Origin of the sequence: Streptomyces yerevanensis (assembly GCF_000716805.1) — a bacterium.
GTDB lineage: Bacteria > Actinomycetota > Actinomycetes > Streptomycetales > Streptomycetaceae > Streptomyces > Streptomyces flaveus.
Genome location: NZ_JNWJ01000036.1, coordinates 1 through 26,733, shown reverse-complemented (window position 1 = coordinate 26,733; position 26,733 = coordinate 1). Strand labels below are relative to the sequence as shown.

Here is a 26,733-nt window from a genome sequence, read left to right as displayed (position 1 = left end):
TTCCTTCTTGACAAGCTCGCAGAGCTCGCAGGATGGTGGCATCGAACCTAAAACGAACGATCCTTCTTTTTGAGCGTCGAACTTCGAGCTGAGGGGAAACCCATGTCCGCCACCTCCGCTACCGCCCCCAGGACCGCTTCACCGCCGCCGACAGCACCCTCGCCGTCGCACGGCCGCCGTATGGTCGCCGTCGTCGTGCTGGTCCCCGTCCTGGTCGCCCTCGCACTGTGGGCGTTCGCCTGGCCCGCGGCCCGTACCGCGCCGCACGACCTGCCGCTCGGCGTGGCGGGTTCCGCCACCGCGACGGCCCAGGTGGAGCAGCGGCTCGAGGCGCGCGAAGGTGCCTTCGAGATCCACCGTTACGCCGACGAGAGTGCCGCCCGGGACGCCATCGAGGACCGGACCGTATACGGAGCGGTCGTCGCCACCGAGCGGGGGCCGAAGCTGCTCACCGCCTCGGCCGCAAGTCCGGTCGTCGCCCAGATGCTCCAGCAAGCGGTGACCCAGCAGGTGGGCGGCACCCAGGTGCAGACCGTCGATGTGGTGCCGGCCTCCGCGGACGACCCGCGCGGCGCGGCCCTGACGTCGAGCGTGCTGCCGATGGCGCTGGCCGGCATCGGCGCGGGAGCCGTCGTGACCCTGCTGGGGCTGCGTGGCCGGCGTGCGGTCGGCGCGCTGATCGGCGCGGCTGCCCTGGTCGGCGCGGTGGCCGCCGCGATCGCCGACAGCTGGTTGGGTGCGCTCACCGGGAACTGGTGGGCCGAGGCGGGCACTCTCGGGCTGTCGACGCTGGCCGTGAGCGCCGCCGTCGCGGGTCTCGCGGCCCTGTTCGGCACACCGGGCATCGGACTCGGAGCGTTCGTCATGATGCTGCTCGGCAACCCGTTCTCCGGTGCGAGCTCGGCTCCCGAGATGCTGCCGGAGCCGGTCGGCGTGATCGGCCAGTGGCTGCCGCCGGGGGCGGGTGCCTCGCTGCTGCGCTCGGTGTCGTTCTTCGACGGTGCCGCCGCGGCCGGCCCCGCGCTCACCCTGACCTGGTGGGCGGCGCTCGGCCTGGGCGCGGTCATGCTGGGCAGCGTGCTCCGGCGACGTAGGGCACCCGCCGAGCCGGTCACCGAGCGGGAACCCGCCCGGGTCGACTGACCAGCGCAACAGAACGGACCGTGCGTCCCCGCTGTAGCGGACGGGGGCGCACGGTCTTTCGCGTGCCTGAAGCTTTCGCGTGCCCGAAGTCCGGTACTCGAAGTGCCGTACGCCTACGAAGCGTTGGGCCCCCGGTGCTCCGCCGCGATACCGAAGCGCTGCTGTTCGCGGGGAGCGGACGTGACCTCGCGGACGCTGGAGACGGCGCTGATCACCTGCTCCTCGGCCGGGTCCTGAAGGTCCTCGAGTCGTTCCAGGTCAGCGGCGGAGACAAGGGCGACGAGGGGCTTTCCGTGCCGCGTCACGACGACGCGCTCGCCGCCGTACACCACTTTGTTGATCAGGTCGGCGAGCTCAGCCCTGGCTTGCGTCACCGGAATCTCATAGGCCATGCTCCCCATCGTAACGTCTGTACGTCCTGTACATTTTTTACAGGATCTCATCCAGAGGAGGCGTGTGTCATGACCCGACCGTCCGCCCGCTACGTCCTGCCCGAGTTCACCGAACGCACCAGCGCGGGGCAGCGGACCATGGATCCGTACTCGAAGCTGCTGGAGGAGCGGATCGTCTTCCTGGGAACGCCGATCGACGACACGTCGGCGAACGATGTGATGGCGCAGTTCATGCACCTCGAGTACCAGTCGCCGGACCGGGACATCTCGCTGTACATCAACTCCCCCGGCGGCTCGTTCAGCGCGATGACCGCGATCTACGACACGATGCGGTTCATCACCTGTGAGGTGGAGACGGTCTGCATGGGGCAGGCGGGGGCGTCCGCGGCGGTGCTGCTGGCGGCCGGCGCGCCGGGCAAGCGGTCCGCGCTGCCTGGCGCGCGCGTGCTGATCCACCAGCCGGCGCTGCCCGAGCCGGTGCAGGGCCAGGCGTCCGATCTGGCCATCCAGGCCGAGGAGCTGATGCGTACGCGCCGGCTCCTTGAGGAGATGCTCGCCCGGCACTCCGGCCAGAGCCAGGAGCGGATCAGCGAGGACATCGAGCGGGACAAGATCCTGGAAGCACCGCAGGCGCTGGAGTACGGGCTGATCGACCGCATCATCCCGAGCCGCAAGGCCTCACTCACCGCACCCGGCGCGAGGTGAACGGCGGATGCTCCCACCCGAATTGCCCCCGCTGCCGGCGCTGACCCGGGCGGAGGGTGAACTGATCGACCGTTATCTGGAGGTGCTCGATCTTCTCGGCCGGATCAATCCGGCGAACCGTGGCGACACCTACGGCGGGCTGCGCGCGGCACAGGCACTGGTCGCCAAGGCCGCCGCGCTGCGCGACGCGCTGACCCTGATGCACCAGCGGGGCGAGCACGAGCTGCACACACCGACCCTGACGCGGGCACTGCGGGTGCTCGACGGTGAACGCCGGGCGGCCCGCGTCACCCTGCCTCCGGGACCCTCCGGCATCTGACGCACCAACCGGTCCGGGCGTCTCGCGGACAACTGACGAGGCGTCCGGACAAGGTTGAAACGGGCCAAATGACGTACCCCTGAACGGCGTAGACAGAGCTACGTTCAAAGACCCGAATGACTTGCGCAACGCGCGTACTCCAATACCGGAATCAGACATTCCGGCGCTGGTGCGAGGCTCCTCGCCCCCTCAACTCTCGTTCGAAAGCAGGCCCGTCCACCCGAACGGCTGAGGGGTGAGTAAGCCCACAAACCACCGATTCCGTTCGGACTTTCCGACGTTCGTGCGTAAAGATCCCTTCCGACGACAAGCCCCCGCCGCAGCGGCGGGGCGGTCCGGGCGGACGCCGAGTCCTGCCGCCGCCCGGATGACGGGTCGACAGAAGTGGATCGGCAGGAGTGGAGGACCCAGGCACGACGGGCCGCCGGAGAACTTCCGAGTGGTCCTTGGGGTGAAGCCGCACACCGCGGCCGGGCAACTTCGCCAGCCCGAATCCGACAGGTCATCCTTCACAGGCGGCTGACGAAGGGTTGCGCATGTCTGCGCTCAATCGTGTCCCGTCGCTGTTGACCAGAGCCGGTACCGCATCGGCTCTCACCGTCGCCGTTGTCGGCGGCAGTGTTGTGGCCCCCGGCGTCGCATCTGACGCCGAAGCAGTCACCCCAGCGAAGAAGGCGCTTCAGGTGGCGGCCTCCAAGAAGGGCTCCCCGTACAAGTGGGGAGCCGAGGGGCCCAGGCGCTTCGACTGCTCCGGGCTGACGCTCTACGCGTTCAAGAAGGTGGGGAAGAAGCTGCCCCGCACGGCCGCGCAGCAGTACAACAAGACGCGCCATATCTCGGCTTCGAGCCGCAAGCAGGGAGACCTGGTGTTCTTCCACTCGGGCCGGAACGTGTACCACGTCGGCATCTACGCCGGGAAGGGACGGATCTGGCACTCCCCGAAGACCGGGGACGTGGTGAAGCTGCAGAAGATCTGGACGAAGAGCGTCTGGTACGGCCGGGTCAGGTGACACGCCTGGGGTGGCGGCGGTCATCGCCGCCACCCCACGGGCGTGATTCGGGCGGCTGACGGGTTACTCATTCATCCATGGCCCACCAACCGCCCAGAGACCGCGAGCCCGACGAGCGACGTCCAGGCGCCGAGCGTCCGGGCGCCGAAAGCCCGCTCGCGCGGCGCGAGACGCCGCTCGAGCGCGCCGACCGCAACTTCATCGAACTGCTCCAGGAGCTGAGGGTCACCCAGACAGGTGTGCAGATCCTCTTCGCGTTCCTGCTCAGTCTCGCGTTCACCCCGCGCTTCCCGGACCTCGACTCGGTGCAGCGCGCCACGTACATCACGACGCTGCTGCTCGCCGTGCTGTCCTCCGTACTCCTCACGGCACCGGCCGCCCTGCACCGCCGGCTGTTCCAGCAGGGCGCCAAGCCGCAGATCGTGGCGGTCTCCTCGCATCTCGCCCAGATCGGGATGGGTGTGCTGGCGTTCGCGCTCACCGGGTCGGTCCTGCTGGTCGTGGATGTGACGGCGGGCCGGCTGGAAGGGATCCTGTCCGGCGCGGCCACCATGGTGATCTGCCTCGGCCTGTGGGGGCTCGTGCCGTTCTTGATGAAACGGGCCGGCGGCAGGAACCCGAACGATTCCTGAGCCCTGCCGGCCGGCTCTCCGGCTCAGGTCGGCAGCGGTTCGAGCACGAGCCCCAGTCCCAGCGCCGTCAGTGCGGTTCCGGTGACGGCCTCGATGACCCGGGCGGTACGCGGCCTGCGCAGCCACCGGCCGAGCCGGTCCACGAGCAGCGCGAGGACCGGCGTCCGCGGCATCGCGGGACTTCCGGCCGGTACGAACTGCGGCAGCAGGCACCCGCGGCCGACGCCTTCCGTGCTCTGCTGCGCGGCGCCTTCGGCCGCGCGTCCCCACCGGGCTGACGGTCAGCGGCCCTCAGTCGGCAGGCACCGGCTGGACCGGAGTCGTCCAAGGCAGCATGACCGAGACCGTCTTGCCGCCCTCACGGGTGGGCCGGACCGTCAGCTTCCCGCCGCACTCGGCGGTGAGGAAGCGAATGATCACCATCCCCCGGCCGTTGTCCTGCTGGACGGCCGCGGGAAGCCGTTTCGGGAAGCGCGGGTGGCTGTCGGTCACGCCGATGCACAGCTGTTCGTCACGGTCGAGAGCGAGGTCCACCGTGAAGGTGGGCGACTGCCCGAGGGTGTGCTGCACGACGTTGGTGGCGAGTTCGGAGACGATGAGCCGGACGGTGTCGGCGACTTCCGTGTCCGGCGGAAGGCCCCATTCGGCAAGGACGTCGACGACGTAGGTACGAGCGGTGGAGACCGAGGCGGGATCGCTCGGCAGAGTGACGGATGCTTCCAGGTGGTCTGCCATGGCGCGGTCGTCCCTTTCCCACGGGACCGGAGTCCGACACGGAGCGGAGGTTCGAGTACGGTCCCGGACTGGTGCTGCGCGCCAGACTGCCACTACCGCGCCGGTCTCGGTGCCGATCCACCGAGATATGCATATATCTGTCCCTCGAAGCGGTGAACTCTCCGACGACCGACCGTATTTGGGTGAGGCCCAGGGTGGTCATTCGGACGAGTGACCGGGTCGTCTTCTGCCGTCGCCGTGACGCCCGACGCTATAGCGTCGGCGCGACGGTCGGAAGGAGACGACCATGCAACATGGACCCGCGGTACACCGCCGCAAGCTCGGCGCCGAGCTGCGCGCCCTGCGCACCCGCGCGGGCCTCACAAGCGGCGAGGCCGCCCGGCGTGTCGGCTGGCACCAGTCGAAGGTGAGCCGGATCGAGACCGGCCGCAGCGGGGTCAGACCTGCGGACGTACGGCGGCTCCTCGACGCGTACGACGTCCGGGACCCGGAACTGCTGGAGTTGCTCGTCGTACTCGCGGGCTCCGACGGCGACGGCCGGCACCGCTGGTGGAATGCCTACCGGGGTCTGCTGCCGCCCACGTACCGCGACTTCATCAGCCTGGAGTCGCAGGCGAGCGCGATGCGCACCCTGGAGAACTCCGTGGTCCCCGGACTGTTGCAGACCCCGGAGTACGCCCGCGAGGTGACCCGGGCCGCCCTGGACGGGCTGCCGGACGACAAGGTCGACGCGCTCGTGGAGGTGCGCCTCGCCCGCCAGGACGTGCTGCGCTCGAAAACGCCGCTGCGGCTGAGCGCGGTCCTGGATGAGGGGGTGCTACGGCGGTCGGTCGGCGGACCGGGGGTGATGGCACGGCAGTTGAGGCGTCTGCGGGACGCCGCCCGACTGCCTCATGTGCGGATCCAGGTGCTGCCGTTCGGAGTGGGGGCCCATGTCGGGGTGACCGGACCCTTCGTTATGTTTTCATTTTTGACCACTTCTGATCTGGATGTGGTTGTTCTCGACCACTTGACGAATAGCCTCTATCTCGAAAGGGAAGAGGACCTTCAGGCCTACACCGAGGCCTTCAACTCCCTTCAGATCCACGCCCTTTCGCCCAAGGAATCGTTGGATTTCATCGCCGGTCTGGCTGACGGCGAGTAAGGAGGCACCATGCCCACCCCCCTGCCTCGGTACGTACCTTCCAGCACCCGTCTGCACGGAGTGCGGTGGCAGCGCAGCAGTCGCAGCACGGGAATGAACAACTGCGTCGAGACAGCCCGTCCGGGCTCCGGCCCGTGGGCCGGACTTCTTGCGGTGCGCGACTCGAAGAACATCTCGGGTCCCGCCCTGCTCTTCGCCCCTTCGGCCTGGGAGGGCTTTATCGACGCGCTGCGCTGATCACCCGTACGGCATGGTCGAGTTGCCCGTCGGTGAGGTCCGCACGGGCGGTGAGCCGCAGCCGTGAGATGCCGTCCGGCACCGACGGGGGACGGAAGCAGCCGACGGCCAGTCCCGCCTCGCGGCAGTCCGCCGCCCAGCGCACGGCCTGCTCCGGCGAGGCTGCGCGCACGGAGACGACGGCGGCGTCCGGCCGTACCGCTTCGAGCCCCTCGGCGGTCAGGCGGGAGTGCAGGGTCGTGGCCACGGCACGCGCGCGTGCCGCTCGTTCCGGTTCCCGGCGCAGCAGGCGCAGGGCCGCGAGGGCTGCGCCCGCGGCTGCCGGGGCCAGACCGGTGTCGAAGATGAAGGTGCGGGCCGCGTTGACCAGATGGTCGATCACGCGGGCCGGGCCGAGGACGGCGCCGCCCTGGCTGCCGAACGACTTCGACAGCGTCACGGTGGTGACGACGTCGGCCGCGCCCGCGAGCCCGGCCGCGTGCGGTGTGCCCCGGCCGCCGTCGCCGAGTACGCCGAGCCCGTGCGCGTCGTCGACGAGCAGACCGGCGCCGAACTCCCGGCAGGCACCGGCGAGTTCGGCGAGCGGGGCCGCGTCGCCGTCCACCGAGAAGACCGTGTCGGACACGACGACGGCGGGTCCGGAGTGGGTGCCGAGCACCTTGCGTACGGCCTCGGGGTCGGCGTGCGCGACGACCTGCGTGGTGCCGCGCGCGAGACGGCAACCGTCGATCAGCGAGGCGTGGTTGCCCGCGTCCGACACGACGAGGGAGCCGTGCGGCGCCAGCGCGGTGACGGCCGCGAGGTTGGCGGCGTAACCCGAGGAGAAGACGAGCGCGGACTCGAAGCCACAGAACTCGGCCAGCTCACGCTCGAGTTCGGCGTGCAGCTCCGTGGAGCCGGTGACGAGCCGGGAGCCGGTGGCGCCGCCGCCCCACACCTTCGCAGCGTGCGCGGCGGCCTCGGTGATCTCGGGGTGCCGGGCCAGGCCCAGATAGTCGTTGCTCGCGAGATCGAGCAGCGGGGAGTCCGCAGGGCGGGGGCGCAGGGTGCGGACGAGTCCGGCCCGGCGCCGCGTACGCGCCTGTTCGTCGATCCATTCGAACGGCGATCCGGCCATGTGTCCTCCGGGCCTTGAAGCTCTTGCGTGAGAGTGCCTCGTACAGGCAGCGCTTGGCAGGCGTTGCTTTGTAGGCAGTCCACAGACCCTAGCCGCCCGGCCCGCCACCCATGATGTGGAAAAAACCACACCTCGAACTGACTGTGTTGTACGAACTCTCCTTGGCCCGGCCCCCTCGGATAGGCCAGGATCTGACCCCATGGACCTGCTGAACACGCTGGTGGACAAGGGGCTTCGGCGCGAACTGCCGACCCGCGACGAGGCACTGGCCGTGCTGGCCACCTCCGACGACGAACTCCTCGATGTGGTGGCCGCGGCCGGCAAGGTACGGCGACAGTGGTTCGGCCGACGGGTGAAACTCAACTATCTGGTCAACCTCAAGTCGGGCCTGTGCCCCGAGGACTGCTCCTACTGCTCCCAACGCCTCGGCTCCAAGGCGGAGATCCTCAAGTACACCTGGCTCAAGCCCGACCAGGCCTCCGAGGCGGCGGCTGCCGGGCTCGCGGGCGGCGCCAAGCGGGTCTGTCTGGTGGCGAGCGGGCGCGGGCCGACGGACCGTGACGTCGACCGGGTCTCGGACACCATCAAGGCGATCAAGGACCAGAACGAGGGCGTCGAGGTGTGCGCCTGCCTCGGTCTGCTCTCCGACGGCCAGGCCGAGCGGCTGCACGCGGCGGGCGCGGACGCCTACAACCACAACCTCAACACGTCCGAGAGTACGTACGGGGACATCACGACCACCCACACGTACGCCGACCGCGTGGACACAGTCCAGAAGGCGCACGCGGCGGGCCTGTCGGCCTGCTCCGGTCTGATCGCGGGCATGGGCGAGAGCGACGAGGACCTGGTCGACGTCGTCTACGCGCTGCGTGAGCTGGACGCGGACTCCGTGCCGGTGAACTTCCTGATCCCCTTCGAGGGCACCCCACTGGCCAAGGAGTGGCATCTCACCCCGCAGCGCTGTCTGCGCATCCTCGCGATGGTCCGCTTCGTCTGCCCGGACGTGGAGGTGCGCATCGCGGGCGGCCGCGAGGTCCATCTCCGTACGATGCAGCCGCTCGCGCTGCACCTCGCCAACTCGATCTTCCTCGGCGACTACCTCACCAGCGAGGGCCAGGCGGGCCGGGCGGACCTGGACATGATCGCGGACGCCGGCTTCGAGGTGGAGGGCACGGACGAGGTCACGCTGCCGGAGCACCGGGCGTCCGGCGGATGCGGCTCGCGGGGCGCCTGCGGTTCCGCCGACTCGGACGCGGTCCCCGAGGCGCGTACGGATCTGGTCGCCGTACGCCGTCGGGGTGCCGGAACGGATCTCGCACCCAATGCCTGACCTGCCCGTGAGCGAGCTGCTCGACCTGGACCGTCGGCACGTATGGCATCCGTACGGGCCGATGCCCGGCCGACAGGAACCGCTCGTCGTGGAGTCGGCGAGCGGAGTACGGCTGACGATCGCCGGTGAGCCGGACGAGCTGGTGGACGGCATGTCCTCCTGGTGGTCCGCCATCCACGGCTACAACCACCCCGTGCTCAACGACGCGGTGCGCGACCAGCTCGGGCGGATGAGCCACGTCATGTTCGGCGGGCTCACGCATGAGCCCGCCGTACGGCTGGCGAAGCGCCTTGTCGACATGTCACCCGAGGGCCTGGAGCATGTCTTCCTCGCCGACTCCGGGTCGGTCTCGGTCGAGGTCGCGGTCAAGATGTGCCTGCAGTACTGGCGTTCGCTCGGCCGCCCGCGCAAGCAGCGCCTGCTGACCTGGCGCGGCGGCTATCACGGCGACACCTGGCAGCCGATGTCGGTGTGCGATCCCGAGGGCGGGATGCACGAGTTGTGGCAGGGGGTACTGCCCCGGCAGGTGTTCGCGGATCCGCCTCCGGTCGCGTACGAGGAGTCGTACGCCGACCATCTGCGCTCGCTGATCGAGCGCCACGCCGACGAACTGGCCGCGGTGATCGTGGAGCCGGTGGTGCAGGGCGCGGGCGGGATGCGGTTCCACTCCCCCGGCTGTCTGCGGGTGCTGCGCGAGGCGTGCGACGCGTACGGCGTGCTGCTCGTGTTCGACGAGATCGCGACCGGGTTCGGGCGTACGGGTGCGCTGTTCGCGGCGGACCATGCGGGGGTGACGCCGGATGTGATGTGCGTGGGCAAGGCGCTGACCGGCGGCTACATGACGATGGCGGCGACGCTGTGCACGTCGCGGATCGCCGAGGGGATCTCGCGGGGCGAGGTCCCGGTGCTCGCCCATGGCCCGACTTTCATGGGCAATCCGCTCGCCGCCGCGGTGGCCTGCGCCTCCATCGACCTGCTCCTCGGCCAGGACTGGCAGACGGAGATCAAGCGCATCGAGACGGGGCTGCGGGAGGGGCTGGCACCGGCTTCGGAGCTTCCGGGAGTGCGGGACGTACGCGTGCTCGGTGCCATCGGTGTCGTGCAGTTGGATCATGCCATCGACATGACGGCGGCGACGCGGGCGGCGGTGCGCGAGGGCGTGTGGCTGCGGCCGTTCCGCGACCTCGTCTACACGATGCCGCCGTACGTGACGGGCGACGCGGACGTGGCTCGGATCGCGCGCGCGGTGTGTGCGGCGGCGCGGGAAGGGTGAGCAGGTGAGAGTGAGCGGGGAGGTGCCATGCCGGTACTGGTGATCACGGGGACGGGCACGGAGGTCGGCAAGACGGTCACGACGGCGGCCGTCGCGGCGACTGCCGTCGCCGCCGGACGGTCCGTGGCCGTGCTCAAGCCCGCGCAGACGGGCGTACGGCCGGACGAGCGCGGTGACGCCGACGAGGTGGCCCGGCTCGCGGGCTCGGTGACCACGCTCGAACTCGCCCGTTATCCCGAGCCGTTGGCGCCCGCGACGGCTGCCCGCAGAGCGGGGCTCCCGCCCGTGCGGGCACCCGAAGTGGCGGAGGCGGCGGGCAAGCTGGCCGCCGAACACGAGATCGTGCTGGTCGAGGGGGCGGGCGGGCTGCTCGTACGTTTCGACGACTCGGGCGGCACGCTGGCGGACGTGGCCCGCCTGCTGGACGCATCTGTGCTGGTGGTGGCGTCCGCCGGGCTCGGCACCCTCAACACGACGGAACTGACCGCCCGCGAACTACGCGCCCGGCAGCTCGACTTGCTCGGGGTCGTGGTGGGCAGCTGGCCGAACGAGCCGGATCTCGCGTCGCGTTGCAACCTCGCGGATCTGCCGATGGTGGCGGAGGCTCCGCTGCTGGGGGCGGTTCCCGAGGGGGTGGGGCTGCTGCGGCCCGCCGACTTCCGTGCCTCCGCGCCGAGTTGGCTGGCCCGGCCGCTGGGCGGGACATGGGATGCGGAGGAGTTCGCTGTGGCGCAGGCGGCGGAGTAGGCCGCCGGACAGCAGCTCCGTACGGGCGCGTTCGAAGTCTCGGGTGCCGTCGGCGTGTGGTGCGGGTGCGGGACGGCGGGCGCGGGCGGGTGGTGCGGATCACAGGCTTAGCGAGGCGCACGAGTGGAGACGATACGCATCGTCTTGCTACAGTGCACGCATGGCTTTCTTCTACTTTCTCTGAGTCCGGGTACGGCCGACGCCGCCGTTTCTGCTGCCCGTAGACATGTCGCATCCCCAGGGAAAGTCACATGCACGAACGCGCCCATACAGCTGTGCCCGCCGCCGTGGCACAGCTGTCCGTCAAGAACGTCACCAAGTCCTACGGCACCCGGACCGTCCTCGACCAGGTCACCTTCACCGTCCGCCCGGGTGAGAAGGCCGCCGTCATCGGCGAGAACGGCTCCGGCAAGTCGACCCTGCTGCGGCTGCTTGCCGCGGCCGAGATGCCGGACGCCGGGGAGATCACCGTCGGCTTCCCCGGCGGCACCGGCCATCTCACCCAGACCCTCGACCTCGACCCGGTCTGCACCGTGCAGGACGCCGTCGACCTCGCCCTCACCGAACTGCGCGACATGGAGCGCCGGCTGCGCGTGGCGGAAGAACGCCTCGGCGAGGCGTCGGAGGACGAACTCGCCGTATACGGCGAGCTGTTGATCGCGTACCAGGAACGCGGTGGATACGAGGCGGACGCCCGTGTGGATGCCGCCGTGCACGGGCTCGGGCTCGCCGGGATCACCCGCGACCGCGTGCTCGGCTCGCTCTCCGGCGGCGAGCAGTCCCGGCTCGCGCTCGCCTGTGTGCTGGCCGCCGCCCCCCGAACTGCTGCTCCTCGACGAGCCGACGAACCACCTCGACGCGGCGGCCGTGCGCTGGCTCGAGGAGCATCTGCGCGCGCACCGCGGCACCGTTGTCGCGGTCACCCACGACCGCGGCTTCCTGGAGCGCATCGCCACCACGATCCTGGAGGTCGACCGGGATGCGCGCACGGTGCACCGGTACGGCGACGGCTGGGCCGGCTACCGCGCCGCGAAGGCCGCTGCCCGGCGCCGCGCGGAGCAGGAGTACGCGGACTGGCTCGAGGAGGTGGCCCGTACCGAGGAGCTGCTCGAGGCCGCCGGGAAGCGGCTGGCCACCACCGGCAAGGACCCGCGGCAGGGCTTCGGCAAGCACCGCCGCTCGCACGAGGCGAAGCTCGGCGGACAAGTGCGGGCGGCCCGGGAGCGGCTGGCCCACCTGCGACGCAACCCGGTGGCGCCGCCGCCGGAACCGTTGCGGTTCACGGCGGCACTGACGGCGGCGGACGGGGAGCATCCCGTCGACCGCCCGCTCGTCGAGCTCGACAGCGTGGCCGTCGGTGAACGGCTGCGTCTGGACGGGCTGTTGACGATCACGCCCGGGCAGCGGCTGCTGGTCACGGGCGAGAACGGGGCGGGCAAGACGACGCTGCTGCGCGTCCTGGCGGGCGACCTGGAGCCGGACACGGGCGCGGTACGCCGCTCCGCCCGGATCGGGTACCTGGCGCAGGAGCTGCCCGCGCGCTCCACTCGGCTCCCGCTGCTCGCCGCCTTCGCGGCCGGACGGCCCGGGCTGCCGGAGGAGTACGCCGAACAGCTGCTGGCGCTGGGCCTGTTCCGTGAGGAGGACCTGCACGTCCCGGTCGCGGCGCTGTCCGCGGGGCAGCAGCGGCGGCTGCAGATCGCGAGCCTGGTGACCCGGCCCGCGGACCTTCTCGTACTCGACGAGCCGACGAACCACATCGCGCTCGACCTGGTCGAGGACCTGGAGGCGGCGCTCGCGGCGTACCCGGGGGCGGTGGTCGTGGTCTCGCACGACCGCGGCTTCCGCGAGCGCTTCCCAGGGGAGCGGCTGGAGCTGCGCGGCGGCCGCAGATGCTGACCTTGGCCGGGAAACCGGCTGCACGCCTCGACCTGCCCGACAGTCAGAAATTCACCTGCAACGAAACGATGGGAACGACTGAGCCATGACCGATTTCGTGACACCACAACACGTCGCCCACCGCACCTCCGCCGCAGTCGACGCGGCTGTCGGAGCAGGGCGTGATCTCGGACTCACCGTGGCTGATGCCACGGTGCTCCATGACGTCTTCTCCGTCGTTGTCCATCTTGCGCCCTCACCGGTCGTGGCCCGGATTCCCACCGTCCTGCCGCACCACGAAGGCCTCGATTCCCTTGCGCGCCGCCAGCGGGCGGAACTGGACGTGGCACGGTGGCTCGCCGACCAGGGAACCCCCGTGATCCCTCCCAGCTCTTTAGTGCCACGGGAACCCGTTCAGCGCGACGGGTTCTCGATGACGTTCTGGCAGTTCGTCGAGGAGGACCGGGACAAAGAACCCGACTACGTGGCGAACTCCGAAAGCGTTGCCGACCTGCACGCCGCTATGCGTGCATACCCGGGCCGTCTGTCGTTTCTGTCCGCGGCCGATCCGCAGTTCATTGCGGAAAGCCTTGCTCTGCTCGAAGAGCTTCCCGGCCTCATCGGTGCGAGCGAGCTGGACCGCGCACGCCGCGAGTGGCAGATCCTGGAGCCTCTCGTGCGCTCACGCACGGCGTTCGAAGAAGCGTTCCCGGGGATCGACCTCCAGCCCATCCACGGCGACTCCCCGCCCGCGAACATCTTCTACGGCGTGGAAAGGGACCTCTACTCCGACTTCGAGCTGGTTACGTTGGGCCCCGTCGAGTGGGACCTGGCCGCTCTCGGGCCCGTCCACGAATCCGCCTACAACCGCGGCGCGCAGCGAGGCGGCATGAGGCCGTTGAACGAGGATGTCCTGAGCTTCGTGAACGCCGTGGGGATGCTGCGGGCCATCGCCACCCTCACGCTCGCGCCGCAACTGCCCGAGCTGGTGGAGTACATCAAGCCGGCCGTCGACCAATGGCAGACGATGCCGTTCGCCGGCGGCATGGCCGACTGACGCCGATCCCCACACCGGCGGACCATCCGCGAACCGAGCGCCCGGCAGCTCGACTTGCTCGGCGTCGTCGGCAGCCGGCCGAACGAGCCGGATCTCGCGTCGCGTTGCAACCTCGCGGATCTGCCGATGGTGGCAGGAGCTCCGCTGCTGGGGGCGGTTCCCGAGGGGGTGGGGCTGCTGCGGCCCGCCGACTTCCGTGCCTCCGCGCCGAGTCGGTTGGCCCGGCCGCTGGGCGGGACATGGGATGCGGAGGAGTTCGCTGTGGCCCAGGCGGCGGAGTAGGCGCGCGGGCGGGACCGACACAGGGCGACCGACGGATGAAGGGGCACGTACGGGGGGACAATCGCCGTGACGCCAGTCGCCCAGGGGAGGTCTCCATGCGACCACGCGGTTCCCGGACCACCAAGTCCGGCCGGATGGCCCCGGCCCCGGTGCACCACCCGTTGTTCGCCCGCTTCTACGCCAGAATCAGTGTCGCCTCCGAGCCCGCCATCGGCCCGCACCGCGACGAGCTGCTCGCCGGGCTCTCCGGCCGGGTCATCGAGATCGGCGCCGGCAACGGACTGAACTTCGCCCACTATCCGAGCACCGTCTCGGAGGTCGTCGCCATCGAACCCGAGCGCAGCCTGCGGCAGTTGGCGGTGACCGCGGCCCTGCGCTCCGGGGTGCCCGTCGACGTGGTGCCGGGCGTCGCGGAGGGGCTGCCGGTCAAGAGCGAGGCGTTCGACGCGGCGGTCCTGTCACTGGTGCTGTGCAGCGTACGGGACGTGCCGAGGGCCCTGGCCGAGGTACGCCGCGTCCTGCGTCCGGGCGGCGAGCTGCGGTTCTTCGAGCACGGCAAGGGCGGCGGCGCGGCGATGGGCGTCACGCAGCGCGCCCTGGACCGTACCGTGTGGCCGCTGCTGTTCGGCGGCTGCCATGTGAGCCGGGACGTCCTCGGAGCGCTCCGGGACGCCGGGTACGAACTGGGGCCGTTCCGGCGGGTGTTGGTGCCCGAGAAGGGGCTGCGTATGCCGAGCTCTTACTGCGTGCTCGGCACGGCTCGCTCCGCGGGTTAGGCCGTTTGAAAGTGCGGGTTCGTTGTGGCTGGTCGCTCCCCCACTCTCGGCTCCGCTCGAGCGGGGGGACCCCCATCGCGGCGGAGCCGCAAATCGATACAGCCCCGCGCCCCTAAGGATGCCTGCGGCCTCCCAGGGGCGCGGGGCCGCACCGGACTTCGGCGAGTCCGCTCAGGGACGTGTCGAGGCCGGGACGTGTCGGGCCCGGGACTGCTCACGGTTCGAGGCTCCACTGGCGCAGCTCCTGCGTGATGTCCTGCACCGTCGCCTCGCCCGTCTTGACCAGGCGGGCCAGGTCGCGGACCTGCTCGGGTGAGGTGACGACCTTCAGGCCGCTGGCGACGAGATAGGCGTACGCGACGGCCATGGCGAACATCGCGTTGGAGCGTTCGAGCGCCGGTACGTGCAGCAGGAGCTGGAGCAGTGCGGCGGCGCGGGCGTGCGGACTGTCGTAGACGGGGACGCCGAAGATCTCCGCCTCGTGCCGGCTGACGGCGGCGACGAGGGCTCCCCAGTCCGTGACCTGGGGATCTCCCGGAGTGTTCTGTTCGGCGACCATGAGCAGCCAGGCAAGGTCGACATGGACGTTCAAGGGTTCAGCGACGGCCTTCTCGCTCCGGGCCGAACTCCTCGGCGAACACGGACTCGTACTGCTTCATGAAGTCGGCGGCGGCCTCCACGAAGGTGTGGCCCACTTCCCCGGTGTCCTGTCTGACCAGCTCTTCGATGTAGCGGTTGACGCTCATGCCGCGGGCCAGGGCTCGCTCCCGCGCGGCCCGCGCGGTGCCCTCGTCCACGCGCACGTTCAGTTGGGTCTTCGCCATGCTTCGAAGCTAGCGCCTGGGTGCTAGCAGGGGCAAGAGCGCATCCATCGGGAATCCACTAAGGGTGCCCCTTACATCGAACTCAGGGGCACCGACCTGCGCAGGAGACCGGCTCGACCTTCTGGTGGATACCAAGTGTGCGCGGGATCACACTAGGCTCGCCCGCGGGCACCGAAGTCCGACCTAGGAGGCGGCCTTGTCCACAGCAGCTGCGGAGCACGCCCTCGGGCGCACGGATGCCGAGGGGATCGCGGCCCGCGCCCGTGGTCTGACCAAGGCGTACGGCACGGGTGAGACGACCGTGCTCGCCCTCGACTCGGTCGACGTGGACATCGCGCGCGGTCGCTTCACCGCGGTCATGGGTCCTTCGGGCTCGGGGAAATCCACGCTGATGCACTGTCTGGCGGGGCTCGACACCGTGTCGGCCGGCCAGGTGTGGCTCGGTGACACCGAGATCACCGGGCTCAGGGAACGCGAGCTGACGCGGTTGCGCCGGGACCGGATCGGCTTCATGTTCCAGTCGTTCAACCTGATCCCGACGCTGAACGCGATCGAGAACATCACGCTGCCCATGGACATCGCGGGCAAGAAGCCCGACGAGAAGTGGCTGGACCAGGTCATCGACACGCTCGGACTGCGCGACCGTCTCAAGCACCGGCCCTCGCAGCTGTCCGGCGGGCAGCAGCAGCGCGTCGCCTGCGCCCGCGCGCTGGCCTCACGCCCCGAGCTGATCTTCGCCGACGAGCCGACGGGCAACCTCGACTCACGGGCCGGACTCGAAGTCCTCGGCTTTCTGCGCGAGGCCGTCGACGAGCTGGGCCAGACCGTCGTCATGGTCACGCACGACCCGGGCGCGGCGGCCCACTCCGACCTGGTGCTCTTCCTCGGCGACGGGCGGATCGTGGACGAGATGGCGCGGCCCTCGGCGGAGGCGGTGCTGGAACGCATGAAGAGGTTCGACACCATCCGCGGGACGTCAGAGGACGGCACCGCCCGCGATCAGGGCGTAGCACTCGACAAGGCCATCGCTCCCGATCAAGGCATCGCTCCCGACCAGGGCATCGCCCCCGACCAGGACTGAGGCAGACCGTCGTGCTGAAGGCGACACTGAGGAGTTTCCTCGCGCACAAGGGGCGGCTGCTGCTCTCGGCGCTGGCCGTCCTGCTGTCCGTGGCGTTCGTCGCGGGCAGCCTGATCTTCTCGGACACGGTCACCCGTACCTTCGACCGGCTCTTCGCGTCCACGTCGGCCGATGTGACCGTGCTGCCGCGCGAGGATCTGGACTCGCAGCTGCCCTCCGGGGCCGTCCAGACCGTGGACGCGAGCATCGAGGACCGTATCGCCCGGGTCGACGGCGTCGCCGACACGCATCTGGACGTCTCCGTCGAGGGTGTCACCGTCGTCAACAGCGAGAACGAGTCCGTGGGCCCGACCACCGGCGCGCCCACCATCGCCGCCGGCTGGTACGTCACCGACCGCAGCCCCGTGGAGCTGACGTCCGGCCACGAGCCGCGCGGGCCCGGCGAGGCGCTGATCGACGCGGACACGGCCGACAACAAGGACGTACGCATCGGTGACACGCTCACCGTGATCGCGCAGCCGGGTTCGTTCAAGGTGGAGATCGTCGGCATCGCGACCTTCACCACCACCAACCCCGGCGCGGCGCTCGTCTTCCTCGACATCCCGACCGCGCAGACCGAGCTGCTGGGCAAGAGGGGTGTTGCCACCAGCGTCGCGGTGACCGCGCAGGAGGGCGTGAGCGACGCCGCTCTCAAGGAGCGCATCTCGCGCGCGATCGGCACCGAGACCTACGAGGTGGAGACCGCCGACGAGCAGGCCGAGTCCGCCGCCGCCGAACTCGGCGGCTTCCTCGACGTGATCAAGTACGTGATGCTCGGCTTCGCAGGGATCGCCGTACTGGTCGGCGTGTTCCTGATCGTCAACACGTTCTCCATGCTGATCGCCCAACGCACCCGCGAACTGGGCCTGTTGCGCGCCCTGGGCGCCGACCGGCGGCAGGTGCGCCGGTCCGTGCTCCTGGAAGCGGCCCTGCTGGGCCTGGTGGGCTCCACGCTCGGCCTGGCCACGGGGATCGGGCTCGCGTTCGGGCTGATCGAGCTGATGGGCCTGCTCGGCATGAACCTCAAGTCCACCGAGATGGTCATCGGCTGGGCGACCCCTGTCTCGGCGTACGTCGTCGGCGTCGGCGTCACCTTCGTCGCCGCGTATCTGCCGGCGCGACGGGCCGCCGGGGTGTCGCCGATGGCCGCGCTCGCCGACGCCGAAATCGCCGGTGTGGGTCGGCCGTTGCGGGTACGGGCCGTGGTGGGGACGGTCGTCGGAGCACTCGGCGCCGCCGCGCTCGTGGGGTGTGTGACCGCGACGGAGACGGGCTCCGCGGCTTCCCTACTGGCGCTCGGCGTCGTCCTGACCCTCATCGCGACCGTGATCGCCGGACCGCTTCTCGTACGGCCCGTGATCCGTGTCCTCGGTGGAGCGTTCCCGGCCCTGTTCGGCTCGGTCGGGCGGATGAGCCAGCGCAACGCGCTGCGCAATCCGCGACGTACGGGTGCCACCGCGGCGGCGCTGATGGTCGGTCTCGCCCTGGTCGGCGGGATGTCCGTGGCGAGCGCGTCCATGACCGAGTCCTTCGACCAGCAGATCGACGAGACGCTCGGCGCCGACTTCGTGATCCAGAACAACAACTTCCAGCCGTTCCCGCAGGAGATCACCGAGAAGGTGAACGAAACGGACGGCGTCGGAACCGTCGTACGCCAGCGGTTCGCAGCCATCGCGGCACGGCTGCCCAACGGCGACCGCGTCGAGACGGGCGCGGCAGGCTACGGCGACCAGCTCGACGAGGTCGCCAACATCACGTACGCGCAGGGCGGCACGGCGGCGGCGCTGGCGCCCGGGAACATGGCCATGGACGTCGACTACGCCAAGGACCACGACGTACGCATCGGCAGTGTCATCCCCGTCGAGTTCCCGGCCGGCCGGCAGACCGAACTGCGGGTGGCCGCGCTCACCGACCAGGAGGGCGGCGAGGGCTTCGGCGCGCAGGGAGCGATGTACTTCGGACTCGAGACGCTGGAGCGGTACGTGCCCGGCGGTCAGGACTCGACGCTGTACGTGAACGCGGCCTCGGGCACCTCCGCCGACACGCTGCGCGAGCGCCTGGAGCAGACGCTCGACCCGTATCCGCAGGTGCAGGTGCGCGACCAGGCCGACTACAAGCAGCTGGTCCGCGACCAGATCGCCGTACTGCTCTATCTCGTCTACGCCCTGTTGGGCCTGGCGATCGTCATCGCGGTGCTCGGCGTGGTCAACACCCTTGCCCTGTCGGTCGTGGAGCGCACGCGCGAGATCGGGCTGCTGCGCGCGATCGGGCTTGCCCGGCGGCAGTTGCGGCGGATGATCCGCCTGGAGTCGGTGGTGATCGCCGTGTTCGGCGCGGTCCTCGGGCTCGCGCTGGGTCTTGTGTGGGGCGTGTGCGTGCAGCAGGTCCTGGCGCTCCAGGGCATGACGGCGCTGGCGATTCCGTGGGTCACCATCGTCGCGGTCGTGGTGGGCTCGGCGATCGTGGGCATCGTGGCGGCGCTGCTGCCGGCGTTGCGTGCCTCGCGGATGAACGTGCTGGCGGCGATCGCGCACGAGTGAGTCACTCGCTTTCCTTTCAAGTGGCCTCTGAGCCAAGAGAGTTCGCTTCGGGGCTGGCGGCCGGTCGTCCTCGGGAGTCCCTTGGACGGCCGGTCCATCCGTATGACGCACTGCGCGTGCCAGGGAACGCAAAGTACGCAAGTACCTCGGATCGTTGCCGTTCACGCCCTTGTCGGCCCCGTGATCACTGCGGCACGGTTGGCGCCGATGAAGCGAGGACGCCGGATGGGGCTGACACGGCTCGGTCGGTGAACCGAGCGCATCGTTCGCGGCAGGTCCGGTCCGTTTCGGTGTCATTCCCTGTCGAGCGTCTTCGTCACTGACACCGGCCCTCCATCAGCGGGCCCGGAGAACGCGTGCGGCCACAAGCCCTCGTATGCCGCGCTCTCCTCCCTTCCACGCCACTCCTTGCCGAGGTGGACTCATGGATTCCCGCACGCCTTTCACGGATCAAGACCCTCCCGCCGCTGCCGCCCTCTACCTCAGTGCTCTCGACCACGAGAACCTCTACTCCGATGCGGAGTTGCGGCATGTCGTCTCCCGGGCCTACGAGTCCGTCGGCCGGCCGGCCACACTCCTGGACCTGTACCGGCGGTCCGTGCAGGGGGCACCTGTCACCGCTCAGGGTGTCCGGGACCGACGAAGATCCTGGGCGCTTCAGCAGGCCCGGCACCTGGGCCTGGACGACGGCCGGCCCATGGCGCCGCCTCCGGCGTGGGCGGCCTGGGAAGAGCCGGTCACAGCCACCATCGAGCTGTCCCCGCACAGGCATGAGACCTCACCGTCCGATCCGGCAGCCCCGCTGACGCCGGGTCGCCGTCAGACCGTGACGCTGCGCGAACTGCGTGCCGCACGCCGCCGCCCGGCACGGGTCGCCGCTTCGGTCCTCGGAGCCCAGATGACCGGCGTCGTCCTGGCCAACGAGGCGCCCGGTGTCATGGCGGTCTCCCTGGCGGGTCCGCTGAACATCGGACTCACGCTGGTCCTGGTCCAGTTGGTGATCACCGGCTGGGCGGTCCTGTGGTACTCGCGGTATGCGAGGAACACGCTCGAGCCGCTGGCCGAGCGCCACAACGCCCCCCTCGCACACCTGGAGAGCCACCGGTGAACTACGTCCTCGCGCTCTCCGGTTCCGGCAGCGCCTTCCCCGTCCTCGCCGCCTTCGGCCTCTGCGTCGTCCTGACGCTGTTCCTCTCGATCGGGTCGATGCTCCCCGAGGAGAACGAACTCAGCGGGTTCTATCTCGGTCAACGGCGGCTGTCGTCGCTGGTCAACGGGCTGGCGATCTTCGGCAGTTACATGTCCGCGGCGGGGATGCTGGGCAATCCCGGCCTGATCTCCCTCACCGGTTACGACGGCATCGCCTACGTACTGGCGCCGATGGTGGCGTGGTCCGTACTGGTACTGCTGGTCGCCCAGCCCTACCACAGCACCTCCAAGTTCACCATCGGCGACTCGCTCGCCCGGCGGCTGCACGCCCGGCCCGTGCACCTGGCGGCCGGCATCGCCGGCGTGGTCGTCTGCCTGCTGTATCTGACCGCCCAGCTCATCGGCGCCGGAGCGCTCGCCGGCACCGTCCTGGGCCTGGACAAAGACGGCGCCCAACGAGCCGTCGTGGCCGGCCTCGGCCTGCTGATGGTCCTCTACGTCATCATCGGCGGCATGCGGGCGGCGACCCTGGTGCAGAACATCAAGGCCGTGCTCCTCCTCGCCACGGGGCTGTTCGTCGTCCTGGCCGTCCTGGCGGAGTTCGGCTGGAATCCGTCGCGCCTGCTGGACGCGGCCGTCGACAAGAGCGGCTTCGGCGGACGTTTCCTGGAACCCGGCATCCGGTTCCACGACCGCACCACCAAGATCGACCAGATCAGCCTGCAACTGGCGTTCATCCTCGGGGCGGCCGCCCTGCCGCATGTCCTGATGCGCATCGGAACGGTCTCCAGCGGACGCAGAGCCCGCAAATCGGCGGCGTGGGCGGCCGCACTGGTCATCGCCTTCACCTTCTTCGAGGTGGTGCTGGGCCTGGGCGCCGCGGCACTCATCGGTACGAAGGCCGTCGCCGCGGACGCCGCCTCCGGCAACACGGCCGTGCTTTTGCTGTCGGAGCGCCTGGGCGGATCGGTCCTGCTGACCGTGGTCTCCTGCGTCGCCTTCATCACGATCGTGGCCGTCGTCGCCGCTCTCACACTCACCGCGGCGGCGTCCCTGGCCCACGACATCTACGGCAAGACGATCATGCGGGGCCAAGCGTCCGAGAAGAACGAACTCCTCGTGGCTCGGCTGGGCGTGGGCGCGGTCGGTGTGGCGGCGATCGCCCTCTCGATGATCGCCCAGCACCTCAACATCGCCTTCCTGGTCAGCCTCGCCTTCGCCATCGCGGCCTCCGCGATCCTGCCGTCTCTGCTGTTCAACCTGTGGTGGAAGGGCTTCACGACCAGGGGCGCGGTCTGGAGCATGTACGGCGGCCTGATCGTCGCCATCCTGCTCACGGCGCTGTCCCCGGCGGTCTCGGGCAACCCGACGGCGCTGCTGCCGGACATGGACTTCGCGTTGTTCCCCTTGCGCAACCCCGGTCTCATCTCCATTCCCTTGGGATTCCTGCTCGCCTGGGCCGGCTCGGCACTCGACCGGAGCCAGCCGGACGGGGCCGACTACACGGAAACCGAAATCCGCGTCCTCACCGGCGCAGGCACGGGACCTCACGACAACTGACCCAGTGGACGGGCCGGGGCCCGGGTTTCCCGGGCTCCTCGGCACGGAAACCGTTCGCCAGACAGGCCGGCGCTCTGCTTGGCTCGCCCCATGAGTGATCTCCACATCCGTTGTGCCACCTCTGACGACCTCGACACCGTCCTCGCCTTCTGGAAGGTGGCCGCCGAGGGCACGAGCATCAGTGACGACCGGGAGGGCGTGGAGCGGCTCGTCGCCCGTGATCCCGAGGCGCTCGTCCTCGCCGAGTACGACGGGGAGCTGGTGGGCACGGTCATCGCCGGCTTCGACGGGTCACCATGTCAACTCCGAGCCGAGTGAAAGCAGTTCGTACGACACCTCACCGTCCTGCGAGGAGTCACAACTACTGGTACGGCACCTGGCACCACAGCCAGACCGCAGTCCTCATCGACTCTCCGAGGGGTCACAGCTGGAAGCGGCCCTGTGATCCTCACCTGCGAGGGTGTTCCGCCAGCCCCGCGGTTGGTGACGATGCGGGTGGTGTGCTCCCCACACCGACCACGATTCCCCGGTGTGTCCCCCCGCACCCCGGAGGACAGCGCTGCGGTCTACCCACCACCGCCCTCGACGAGCGCGTGACCGGGACCTACGGGAGTCGGCCCGAGGGACGGGCGGGCAGACCATCCCGCCGGCCGCCAGCCTGGGCCGGCAGCGACCAGGTGTAGACCTCCGGGTCGAAGGCGTGCAGGCGCTTGACGAGCCTGGCGGTCGACCAGGGCCAGCAGAAGGTGTTGATGCCTGGGAGACCGAAGTAGTAACCGGTGCCGTCGGCGGCGTTGTAGACGGTGTCGCGTAGCGCCTCGCGCAGGGCCTGCTGGTGGGCTGCTTCGGCATCGGGCTTGACATCCAGTGCGGACGACCCGCCAGCACGCAGCTGGTCGAGGGCGGCGGTGACGTAGCGGAGTTGGGCTTCGAGGACGGTGGGGACGGCGGTGGTGCCGGTGAGCAGATTCGGGCCGATGAGCAGGAAGAGGTTGGGGAATTTGCTGACGCTGGTGCCCAGGTAGGCACGGCGGCTGTCGGCCCAGGACTGGGCCAATGTGCCCTCGGTGCCGTGCAGATGGGGGGCCAGCGGGATGTCCCCGATGTGATACCCGGTCGCGAGGACGATGATGTCGGCGCGGGTGCGGGTGCCGTCGGCGCCGATGACGTCGGTGCCCTCCACAGCGGTCACGCGCGTGGGGTGCAGCCGCACGTTGGGCCGGGTGAGGGCAGCGTAGTAGGTACCGGATGTGATCAGGCGGCGGCCGCCGAAGCGGTAGTCAGGAGTAAGGGCCCGGCGCAGGGCGGGGTCCCGTACCGAGGTACGCAGATGGAAGCGGGCCAGGGCCTCCAAGGGCCGCAGCAGGCGGGGGTGACGCAGGGGTACTCCGATGGCTTCCTGAGTCCAGTGGTGCAGGCCGCGTAGTCCGCGGCGCACTGCCGGGTGGTGCTCGAAGAAGCGGTGGAGCCCCGGCGGGAGCGGGTAGTCAGGTTTCGGAAGTACCCACTGCGGTGTGCTCTGGAAAACGTCGACATGAGCCGCCTTCGGCTGGATCTCGGGCAGGAACTGGACGGTGGACGCTCCGGTGCCCACCACTGCCACGCGCTGTCCGGTCAGGTCGGCTTCGTGGTTCCAGCGGGCGGAGTGGAAGGCGGTGCCGGGGAAGGTGCCGAGGCCGGGGATGTCGGGATGTCGGGGCCGGTGCCAGGGGCCGGTGGCGACGATCACCGCGCGGGCGGTGTACGTGCCCGACGTGGTCCGCAGGTTCCAGCGGTGCGCTGCCGGCTCCCAGCGGCCGCTCAGTACCTCGGTGTCGTAGCGGATCGCTTTGTGCGCGCCGTGCGTTGCCGCGGTGGTGTCGAGGTAGTCGAGGATTTCGGACCGGTCAGCGAAGCCCCGGCTCCACGTGTGGGGTGCGAAGGAGTATTCGTACAGCACCGACGGTACGTCGCAGCCGCATCCTGGGTAGGTGTTGTCGCGCCAAGTCCCGCCGAGGCGACCGGACTTCTCCAACACGACGACGTCGTCGAAGCCGGCACGGCGCAGCGCGATCACTGCGGCCACACCGGAGAGGCCAGCCCCGATGACGACGACTTCCGCTTCATGACGATGGTTGTCGATACTGTCGTCGGCCACCAGCGCCGCCCCCTGTCTGCCTCGTGGGCATCCCGGCGCTGATGCCGAACCGCCCCTGACCACTTACTCAGAGCGACCGATCGTAGGATCACCCGCGATCACCTGTGGTGATATGGCCGGTAGATACCTCATAAGGGTGATCTTGCTGGGTGGGCTGCATGCGGTGCGTTTCCCTGTGTTTGGCTGCCAGTCATGACGACGAGGGACGAACTGCCCAGGTCTCCCGGTCCGCACGCCGCCGTCGACGAGCCGGGGCGGCATCTTCCCTACCCCAGTGGCTGGTTCTGCCTGGCGCGTTCACGAGAACTGGCCCCCGGCAATGTCCTGACCCGCCGTTTCATGGACGAGGACATCGTCCTCTACCGCACCCGCGACGGCCGGCCCCTCGCGGTGCATCCCTACTGCCCGCACCTGGGCGCTCATCTGGGGGCGGGCGGCACCGTGGAGGGACAGAACCTGGTATGCCCCTTCCATCGCTTCGCCTTCGCCCCCGACGGCACCTGCGTCGGCACGCCCGCTGGCCCGCCCCCGCGCGCCCGCCTGCAGCACCACACCATCAGCGAGCGCAACGGCTTCCTCTTCGCCTGGTACGAACCGGATGGTGCTCCACCCGCCTGGGAAGTCCCCGGCACCGCCCAGGCGGGGGTCGTTCCGACGGCCGCCTGGAGCACGGAAGTGCACACCTACGCCCAGGAGATCATCGAGAACACCCTCGACTACCGGCATCTCCCGGTCCTGCACCAGGTGTCCGTGCAGGAACTCGGCCCGCCGACGGCCCATGGCCCGCTCCTGCGCATGCGTCTGCGCCTTGGGCCGGACCGGCCTCCCGCCCTCAAGCAGAAGATCCAGGCCGACCATACGTTCCTCCTGGCCGGGCTGGGATATCTCCGCGTCGAGCTCCCGCTGCCCTCGCTCGGACTCGTCAGCTACCTGTGGGCGATGCACACACCGACCGGCCCGCGACGCAGCCACATGCTGGTCGCGACGGCCTGTGCAGACATCCACAAGCAGGACGCCACTGAAGCGTCGCTCCCACGGCGTGGCCTGCACCGGGCCTTCGCCCACGCGATGCTGCGCACCGCGGTCAGCAAGGTCCATCAGGACCTGAGGATCTGGAACACCAAACGCTACGAGCCACGCCCCCGCCTCGCCGCGAGCGACGAGGCCATCGGCTTGTTCCGCCACTGGGCCCGCCAGTTCTACCCGGCGCCCTGAGGAAACGTGATGGTGCTGCTGATCCCGCCGAGAGTGACCGCGCAGCCCAGGAGAGGCGAGTTACTCCGATGCGGGTCGGCGGCGGGTGGCGCGCTTCGTGGGGGCTTTGGTCGGCGAGAAGTAGCCCGCCAGGAGCGACTCCCCAGCGGTTGGGGCCCTTCGGTGTGCGTGATGCAGCCGACCCGTCTCAAGGGTGATTGACGTCCTCGCACACGGCGAGCAACCCGCACACCGCCCCGCCGACGTGCGTCATTTCAGCGTCAAAACATCGCTCGTAACGCCCACACCGGGCATCGCCTAGATGATCTATTCCAAGGGGTCAGTGATCGTAGGCGATCAGTGAGCGTAGGACGGTTTGTCCGGTGGCGTCGTTGTGCCAGATCGCGGCGGTCAGCGCGAGGACGCGTTGCATGACGCGGGCTATGGCACCTCCGGGTGTGCGCCCTCGGTGCCGTTCGAGGTCAAGCTGCCCCTTGAAGGTCTCGTTGATCGATTCGATGACCTGCCGCAGCGGCTTGAACAGGGCTGCGCCAGGCCGTTCCCGTTCACCTTTACGGGCAGGCCGCAGCAACTGGACTCCATGCTCGGACAGTTCGCGTTCGAAACCACGGCCGAAGTAGTTCTTGTCGCCGATGAGAGTCTGTCGGGGGCGCTCTCGCAGAAGCTCGCATTCGGCGGCCAGGAGGTCGAGGAGGGTCTCGCGTTCGTCGGCCTTGGCCCCGGTCAGGACGAAGGCGATGGGCAGGCCCTGAAGGGTGCACACCAGGTGCAGGCCCCAGAAGAAGCGGCTGTGGCTGGTGCAGTAGCCGTATTCGGCCCAGCCTGCCAGGCCGGAGCGTTTGACGGTCTCGCGGGAGCGGCCGCATTCCACCGGGGTGGAGTCCACGATCCATACGTCGTCGCTCCACACCGAGGTGGTGGCGGCCAGGACCCGGTTGACGCTTCGCATCAGACCGGCGGCCTTGCGCAGCCGCTTGGTGTAGCTGGGCTTCTGGGGCAGGTAGGGAAAGAGGTGGCGCAGGTGGGCACGGGCATGGCGGAGCCATTTGGCCTCGGAGGTGAAGCCGAGTATGGCCTGCATCGTGGCGAGGGTGACCAGTTCGGCATCGCTCAGGCGGGGCGTAATGCCGACCGGCGGGCGCCACGGCGCCAGCTCGGGATGCTCCTTCAGCATGTCGTCGGTCGGCGCATAGAGTGCTGTCGCGAGGATGTCCACGTCGTTCGTCACAAAACGATCTTGGACACCCTCGTTTTCGTCTCCGCAGGCACCCCTTGGACCACACCACCAGGAGGAACCAGTGTCATACCCGCAACTAGGACTTGTCCGGTCGATCATGTGACGACTCCGTTCCCAAGTCGTTGATATGGACATGGGACGGGGTGATCTGACGGATGCCGAGTGGGAACGACT

At 69.6% G+C, this 26,733-nt stretch carries 24 protein-coding genes, 4 pseudogenes and 1 riboswitch; of the genes and pseudogenes, 20 read left to right on the top strand and 8 right to left on the bottom strand.

The features are described from left to right. The first annotated feature begins 180 nt into the window (after positions 1 to 180). Complete coding sequence (locus tag OP79_RS31235) at positions 181 to 1,143, top strand: ABC transporter permease (protein WP_033324985.1); 963 nt, start codon at positions 181 to 183, stop codon at positions 1,141 to 1,143. Positions 1,144 to 1,256: 113 nt separating this feature from the next. Here OP79_RS31235 and OP79_RS31230 read toward each other — a convergent pair whose 3' ends face one another. After that, a complete protein-coding gene (locus OP79_RS31230; protein ID WP_033324984.1) occupies positions 1,257 to 1,535 on the bottom strand; it encodes a type II toxin-antitoxin system Phd/YefM family antitoxin in 279 nt (92 codons plus the stop codon). 69 nt (positions 1,536 to 1,604) lie between these two features. Between OP79_RS31230 and OP79_RS31225 the strand changes: the two genes are divergently transcribed. From OP79_RS31225 to OP79_RS31210, 4 genes are all read left to right on the top strand, one after another. Continuing rightward, positions 1,605 to 2,240: an ATP-dependent Clp protease proteolytic subunit gene (locus OP79_RS31225; protein ID WP_033324983.1), complete on the top strand. Its 636-nt coding sequence runs from the start codon at positions 1,605 to 1,607 to the stop codon at positions 2,238 to 2,240. Between the two features lie 7 nt (positions 2,241 to 2,247). Further along, positions 2,248 to 2,559 carry a hypothetical protein gene (locus OP79_RS31220; RefSeq protein WP_033324982.1) on the top strand — a complete coding sequence of 104 codons (312 nt, stop codon included), beginning with the start codon at positions 2,248 to 2,250 and terminating at the stop codon, positions 2,557 to 2,559. A 366-nt stretch (positions 2,560 to 2,925) separates the two neighbouring features. Next, positions 2,926 to 3,092: riboswitch (cyclic di-AMP (ydaO/yuaA leader) on the top strand. A gap of 3 nt (positions 3,093 to 3,095) precedes the next feature. Further along, positions 3,096 to 3,569: a C40 family peptidase gene (locus tag OP79_RS31215; protein ID WP_033324981.1), complete on the top strand. Its 474-nt coding sequence runs from the start codon at positions 3,096 to 3,098 to the stop codon at positions 3,567 to 3,569. A 77-nt stretch (positions 3,570 to 3,646) separates the two neighbouring features. After that, positions 3,647 to 4,201 (top strand): DUF6328 family protein, encoded by a 555-nt coding sequence (locus OP79_RS31210; protein WP_281193271.1) that lies wholly within the window; start codon positions 3,647 to 3,649, stop codon positions 4,199 to 4,201. 23 nt (positions 4,202 to 4,224) lie between these two features. Here OP79_RS31210 and OP79_RS52330 read toward each other — a convergent pair. Then, positions 4,225 to 4,410: pseudogene (locus OP79_RS52330) on the bottom strand (LysE family translocator); the annotation flags it as partial. A gap of 82 nt (positions 4,411 to 4,492) precedes the next feature. Then, positions 4,493 to 4,936: an ATP-binding protein gene (locus tag OP79_RS31205; RefSeq protein ID WP_033324979.1), complete on the bottom strand. Its 444-nt coding sequence runs from the start codon at positions 4,934 to 4,936 to the stop codon at positions 4,493 to 4,495. A 286-nt stretch (positions 4,937 to 5,222) separates the two neighbouring features. On the opposite strand from OP79_RS31205, the gene OP79_RS31200 reads away from it, so the two are divergent. After that, positions 5,223 to 6,080: a helix-turn-helix domain-containing protein gene (locus OP79_RS31200; protein ID WP_033324977.1), complete on the top strand. Its 858-nt coding sequence runs from the start codon at positions 5,223 to 5,225 to the stop codon at positions 6,078 to 6,080. Between the two features lie 9 nt (positions 6,081 to 6,089). Beyond that, a complete protein-coding gene (locus tag OP79_RS31195; RefSeq protein WP_033324976.1) occupies positions 6,090 to 6,317 on the top strand; it encodes a DUF397 domain-containing protein in 228 nt (75 codons plus the stop codon). On the opposite strand, the gene OP79_RS31190 is transcribed toward OP79_RS31195, so the two are convergent. Continuing rightward, complete coding sequence (locus tag OP79_RS31190) at positions 6,298 to 7,434, bottom strand: 8-amino-7-oxononanoate synthase (RefSeq protein WP_033324975.1); 1,137 nt, start codon at positions 7,432 to 7,434, stop codon at positions 6,298 to 6,300. The genes OP79_RS31195 and OP79_RS31190 overlap by 20 nt on opposite strands. 199 nt (positions 7,435 to 7,633) lie before the next feature. Here OP79_RS31190 and bioB point away from each other — a divergent pair, with 199 nt between their 5' ends. The 7 genes and pseudogenes from bioB (at position 7,634) to OP79_RS31155 (ending at position 14,777) form a co-directional block, all read left to right on the top strand. Then, positions 7,634 to 8,764 (top strand): biotin synthase BioB, encoded by a 1,131-nt coding sequence (bioB, locus tag OP79_RS31185; protein WP_033324974.1) that lies wholly within the window; start codon positions 7,634 to 7,636, stop codon positions 8,762 to 8,764. Continuing rightward, positions 8,757 to 10,037, top strand: a complete 1,281-nt coding sequence (locus tag OP79_RS31180; RefSeq protein WP_033324973.1) for an adenosylmethionine--8-amino-7-oxononanoate transaminase — start codon at positions 8,757 to 8,759, stop codon at positions 10,035 to 10,037. The genes bioB and OP79_RS31180 overlap by 8 nt, the downstream gene beginning before the upstream one ends. A gap of 27 nt (positions 10,038 to 10,064) precedes the next feature. Beyond that, on the top strand, positions 10,065 to 10,784 hold the full coding sequence (bioD, locus tag OP79_RS31175) for a dethiobiotin synthase (RefSeq protein ID WP_033324972.1): 720 nt from the start codon (positions 10,065 to 10,067) through the stop codon (positions 10,782 to 10,784). Between the two features lie 251 nt (positions 10,785 to 11,035). Further along, a pseudogene (gene abc-f, locus OP79_RS49925) lies at positions 11,036 to 12,683 on the top strand (ribosomal protection-like ABC-F family protein). 85 nt (positions 12,684 to 12,768) lie between these two features. Continuing rightward, on the top strand, positions 12,769 to 13,719 hold the full coding sequence (locus OP79_RS31165; RefSeq protein WP_033324970.1) for a phosphotransferase: 951 nt from the start codon (positions 12,769 to 12,771) through the stop codon (positions 13,717 to 13,719). 21 nt (positions 13,720 to 13,740) lie between these two features. Further along, positions 13,741 to 14,001: pseudogene (locus OP79_RS31160) on the top strand (dethiobiotin synthase); the annotation flags it as partial. A 95-nt stretch (positions 14,002 to 14,096) separates the two neighbouring features. Then, complete coding sequence (locus OP79_RS31155; RefSeq protein WP_051745056.1) at positions 14,097 to 14,777, top strand: class I SAM-dependent methyltransferase; 681 nt, start codon at positions 14,097 to 14,099, stop codon at positions 14,775 to 14,777. A gap of 214 nt (positions 14,778 to 14,991) precedes the next feature. On the opposite strand, the gene OP79_RS31150 is transcribed toward OP79_RS31155, so the two are convergent. Both OP79_RS31150 and OP79_RS31145 read right to left on the bottom strand, forming a co-directional pair. Continuing rightward, positions 14,992 to 15,336 (bottom strand): hypothetical protein, encoded by a 345-nt coding sequence (locus OP79_RS31150; protein ID WP_051745066.1) that lies wholly within the window; start codon positions 15,334 to 15,336, stop codon positions 14,992 to 14,994. A 37-nt stretch (positions 15,337 to 15,373) separates the two neighbouring features. Beyond that, positions 15,374 to 15,601: a hypothetical protein gene (locus tag OP79_RS31145; protein ID WP_033324966.1), complete on the bottom strand. Its 228-nt coding sequence runs from the start codon at positions 15,599 to 15,601 to the stop codon at positions 15,374 to 15,376. A 196-nt stretch (positions 15,602 to 15,797) separates the two neighbouring features. Here OP79_RS31145 and OP79_RS31140 point away from each other — a divergent pair, with 196 nt between their 5' ends. From OP79_RS31140 to OP79_RS31120, 5 genes and pseudogenes are all read left to right on the top strand, one after another. Next, complete coding sequence (locus OP79_RS31140) at positions 15,798 to 16,682, top strand: ABC transporter ATP-binding protein (protein ID WP_245685512.1); 885 nt, start codon at positions 15,798 to 15,800, stop codon at positions 16,680 to 16,682. A gap of 11 nt (positions 16,683 to 16,693) precedes the next feature. Further along, positions 16,694 to 19,261 (top strand): ABC transporter permease, encoded by a 2,568-nt coding sequence (locus OP79_RS31135; RefSeq protein ID WP_033324965.1) that lies wholly within the window; start codon positions 16,694 to 16,696, stop codon positions 19,259 to 19,261. A 424-nt stretch (positions 19,262 to 19,685) separates the two neighbouring features. Next, on the top strand, positions 19,686 to 20,369 hold the full coding sequence (locus tag OP79_RS50645; RefSeq protein ID WP_051745055.1) for a DUF485 domain-containing protein: 684 nt from the start codon (positions 19,686 to 19,688) through the stop codon (positions 20,367 to 20,369). Beyond that, on the top strand, positions 20,366 to 21,970 hold the full coding sequence (locus tag OP79_RS31125) for a solute symporter family protein (RefSeq protein WP_033324964.1): 1,605 nt from the start codon (positions 20,366 to 20,368) through the stop codon (positions 21,968 to 21,970). The genes OP79_RS50645 and OP79_RS31125 overlap by 4 nt, the downstream gene beginning before the upstream one ends. A gap of 90 nt (positions 21,971 to 22,060) precedes the next feature. Then, a pseudogene (locus OP79_RS31120) lies at positions 22,061 to 22,276 on the top strand (GNAT family N-acetyltransferase); the annotation flags it as partial. A 298-nt stretch (positions 22,277 to 22,574) separates the two neighbouring features. Here OP79_RS31120 and OP79_RS31115 read toward each other — a convergent pair. Beyond that, entirely contained in the window at positions 22,575 to 24,107 is a 1,533-nt protein-coding gene (locus OP79_RS31115; protein ID WP_245685511.1) for a flavin-containing monooxygenase, read from the bottom strand. Positions 24,108 to 24,299: 192 nt separating this feature from the next. On the opposite strand from OP79_RS31115, the gene OP79_RS31110 reads away from it, so the two are divergent. After that, positions 24,300 to 25,322, top strand: coding sequence for a Rieske 2Fe-2S domain-containing protein (locus OP79_RS31110; protein WP_063742031.1), 1,023 nt, complete (start codon positions 24,300 to 24,302; stop codon positions 25,320 to 25,322). Positions 25,323 to 25,641: 319 nt separating this feature from the next. Here OP79_RS31110 and OP79_RS31105 read toward each other — a convergent pair whose 3' ends face one another. Beyond that, positions 25,642 to 26,550 carry an IS982 family transposase gene (locus OP79_RS31105; RefSeq protein ID WP_033324963.1) on the bottom strand — a complete coding sequence of 303 codons (909 nt, stop codon included), beginning with the start codon at positions 26,548 to 26,550 and terminating at the stop codon, positions 25,642 to 25,644. Between the last annotated feature and the right edge of the window lie 183 nt (positions 26,551 to 26,733).

What these genes read in the sequence shown, in the direction of transcription:
- OP79_RS31235 (WP_033324985.1), top strand. Translation starts at nt 181, where the DNA reads ATGGTCGCCGTCGTCGTGCTGGTCCCCGTCCTGGTCGCCCTCGCACTG.
- OP79_RS31230 (WP_033324984.1), bottom strand. Translation starts at nt 1,535, where the DNA reads ATGGCCTATGAGATTCCGGTGACGCAAGCCAGGGCTGAGCTCGCCGAC.
- OP79_RS31225 (WP_033324983.1), top strand. Translation starts at nt 1,605, where the DNA reads ATGACCCGACCGTCCGCCCGCTACGTCCTGCCCGAGTTCACCGAACGC.
- OP79_RS31220 (WP_033324982.1), top strand. Translation starts at nt 2,248, where the DNA reads ATGCTCCCACCCGAATTGCCCCCGCTGCCGGCGCTGACCCGGGCGGAG.
- OP79_RS31215 (WP_033324981.1), top strand. Translation starts at nt 3,096, where the DNA reads ATGTCTGCGCTCAATCGTGTCCCGTCGCTGTTGACCAGAGCCGGTACC.
- OP79_RS31210 (WP_281193271.1), top strand. Translation starts at nt 3,647, where the DNA reads ATGGCCCACCAACCGCCCAGAGACCGCGAGCCCGACGAGCGACGTCCA.
- OP79_RS31205 (WP_033324979.1), bottom strand. Translation starts at nt 4,936, where the DNA reads ATGGCAGACCACCTGGAAGCATCCGTCACTCTGCCGAGCGATCCCGCC.
- OP79_RS31200 (WP_033324977.1), top strand. Translation starts at nt 5,223, where the DNA reads ATGCAACATGGACCCGCGGTACACCGCCGCAAGCTCGGCGCCGAGCTG.
- OP79_RS31195 (WP_033324976.1), top strand. Translation starts at nt 6,090, where the DNA reads ATGCCCACCCCCCTGCCTCGGTACGTACCTTCCAGCACCCGTCTGCAC.
- OP79_RS31190 (WP_033324975.1), bottom strand. Translation starts at nt 7,434, where the DNA reads ATGGCCGGATCGCCGTTCGAATGGATCGACGAACAGGCGCGTACGCGG.
- bioB (WP_033324974.1), top strand. Translation starts at nt 7,634, where the DNA reads ATGGACCTGCTGAACACGCTGGTGGACAAGGGGCTTCGGCGCGAACTG.
- OP79_RS31180 (WP_033324973.1), top strand. Translation starts at nt 8,757, where the DNA reads ATGCCTGACCTGCCCGTGAGCGAGCTGCTCGACCTGGACCGTCGGCAC.
- bioD (WP_033324972.1), top strand. Translation starts at nt 10,065, where the DNA reads ATGCCGGTACTGGTGATCACGGGGACGGGCACGGAGGTCGGCAAGACG.
- OP79_RS31165 (WP_033324970.1), top strand. Translation starts at nt 12,769, where the DNA reads ATGACCGATTTCGTGACACCACAACACGTCGCCCACCGCACCTCCGCC.
- OP79_RS31155 (WP_051745056.1), top strand. Translation starts at nt 14,097, where the DNA reads ATGCGACCACGCGGTTCCCGGACCACCAAGTCCGGCCGGATGGCCCCG.
- OP79_RS31150 (WP_051745066.1), bottom strand. Translation starts at nt 15,336, where the DNA reads ATGGTCGCCGAACAGAACACTCCGGGAGATCCCCAGGTCACGGACTGG.
- OP79_RS31145 (WP_033324966.1), bottom strand. Translation starts at nt 15,601, where the DNA reads ATGGCGAAGACCCAACTGAACGTGCGCGTGGACGAGGGCACCGCGCGG.
- OP79_RS50645 (WP_051745055.1), top strand. Translation starts at nt 19,686, where the DNA reads ATGGATTCCCGCACGCCTTTCACGGATCAAGACCCTCCCGCCGCTGCC.
- OP79_RS31110 (WP_063742031.1), top strand. Translation starts at nt 24,300, where the DNA reads ATGACGACGAGGGACGAACTGCCCAGGTCTCCCGGTCCGCACGCCGCC.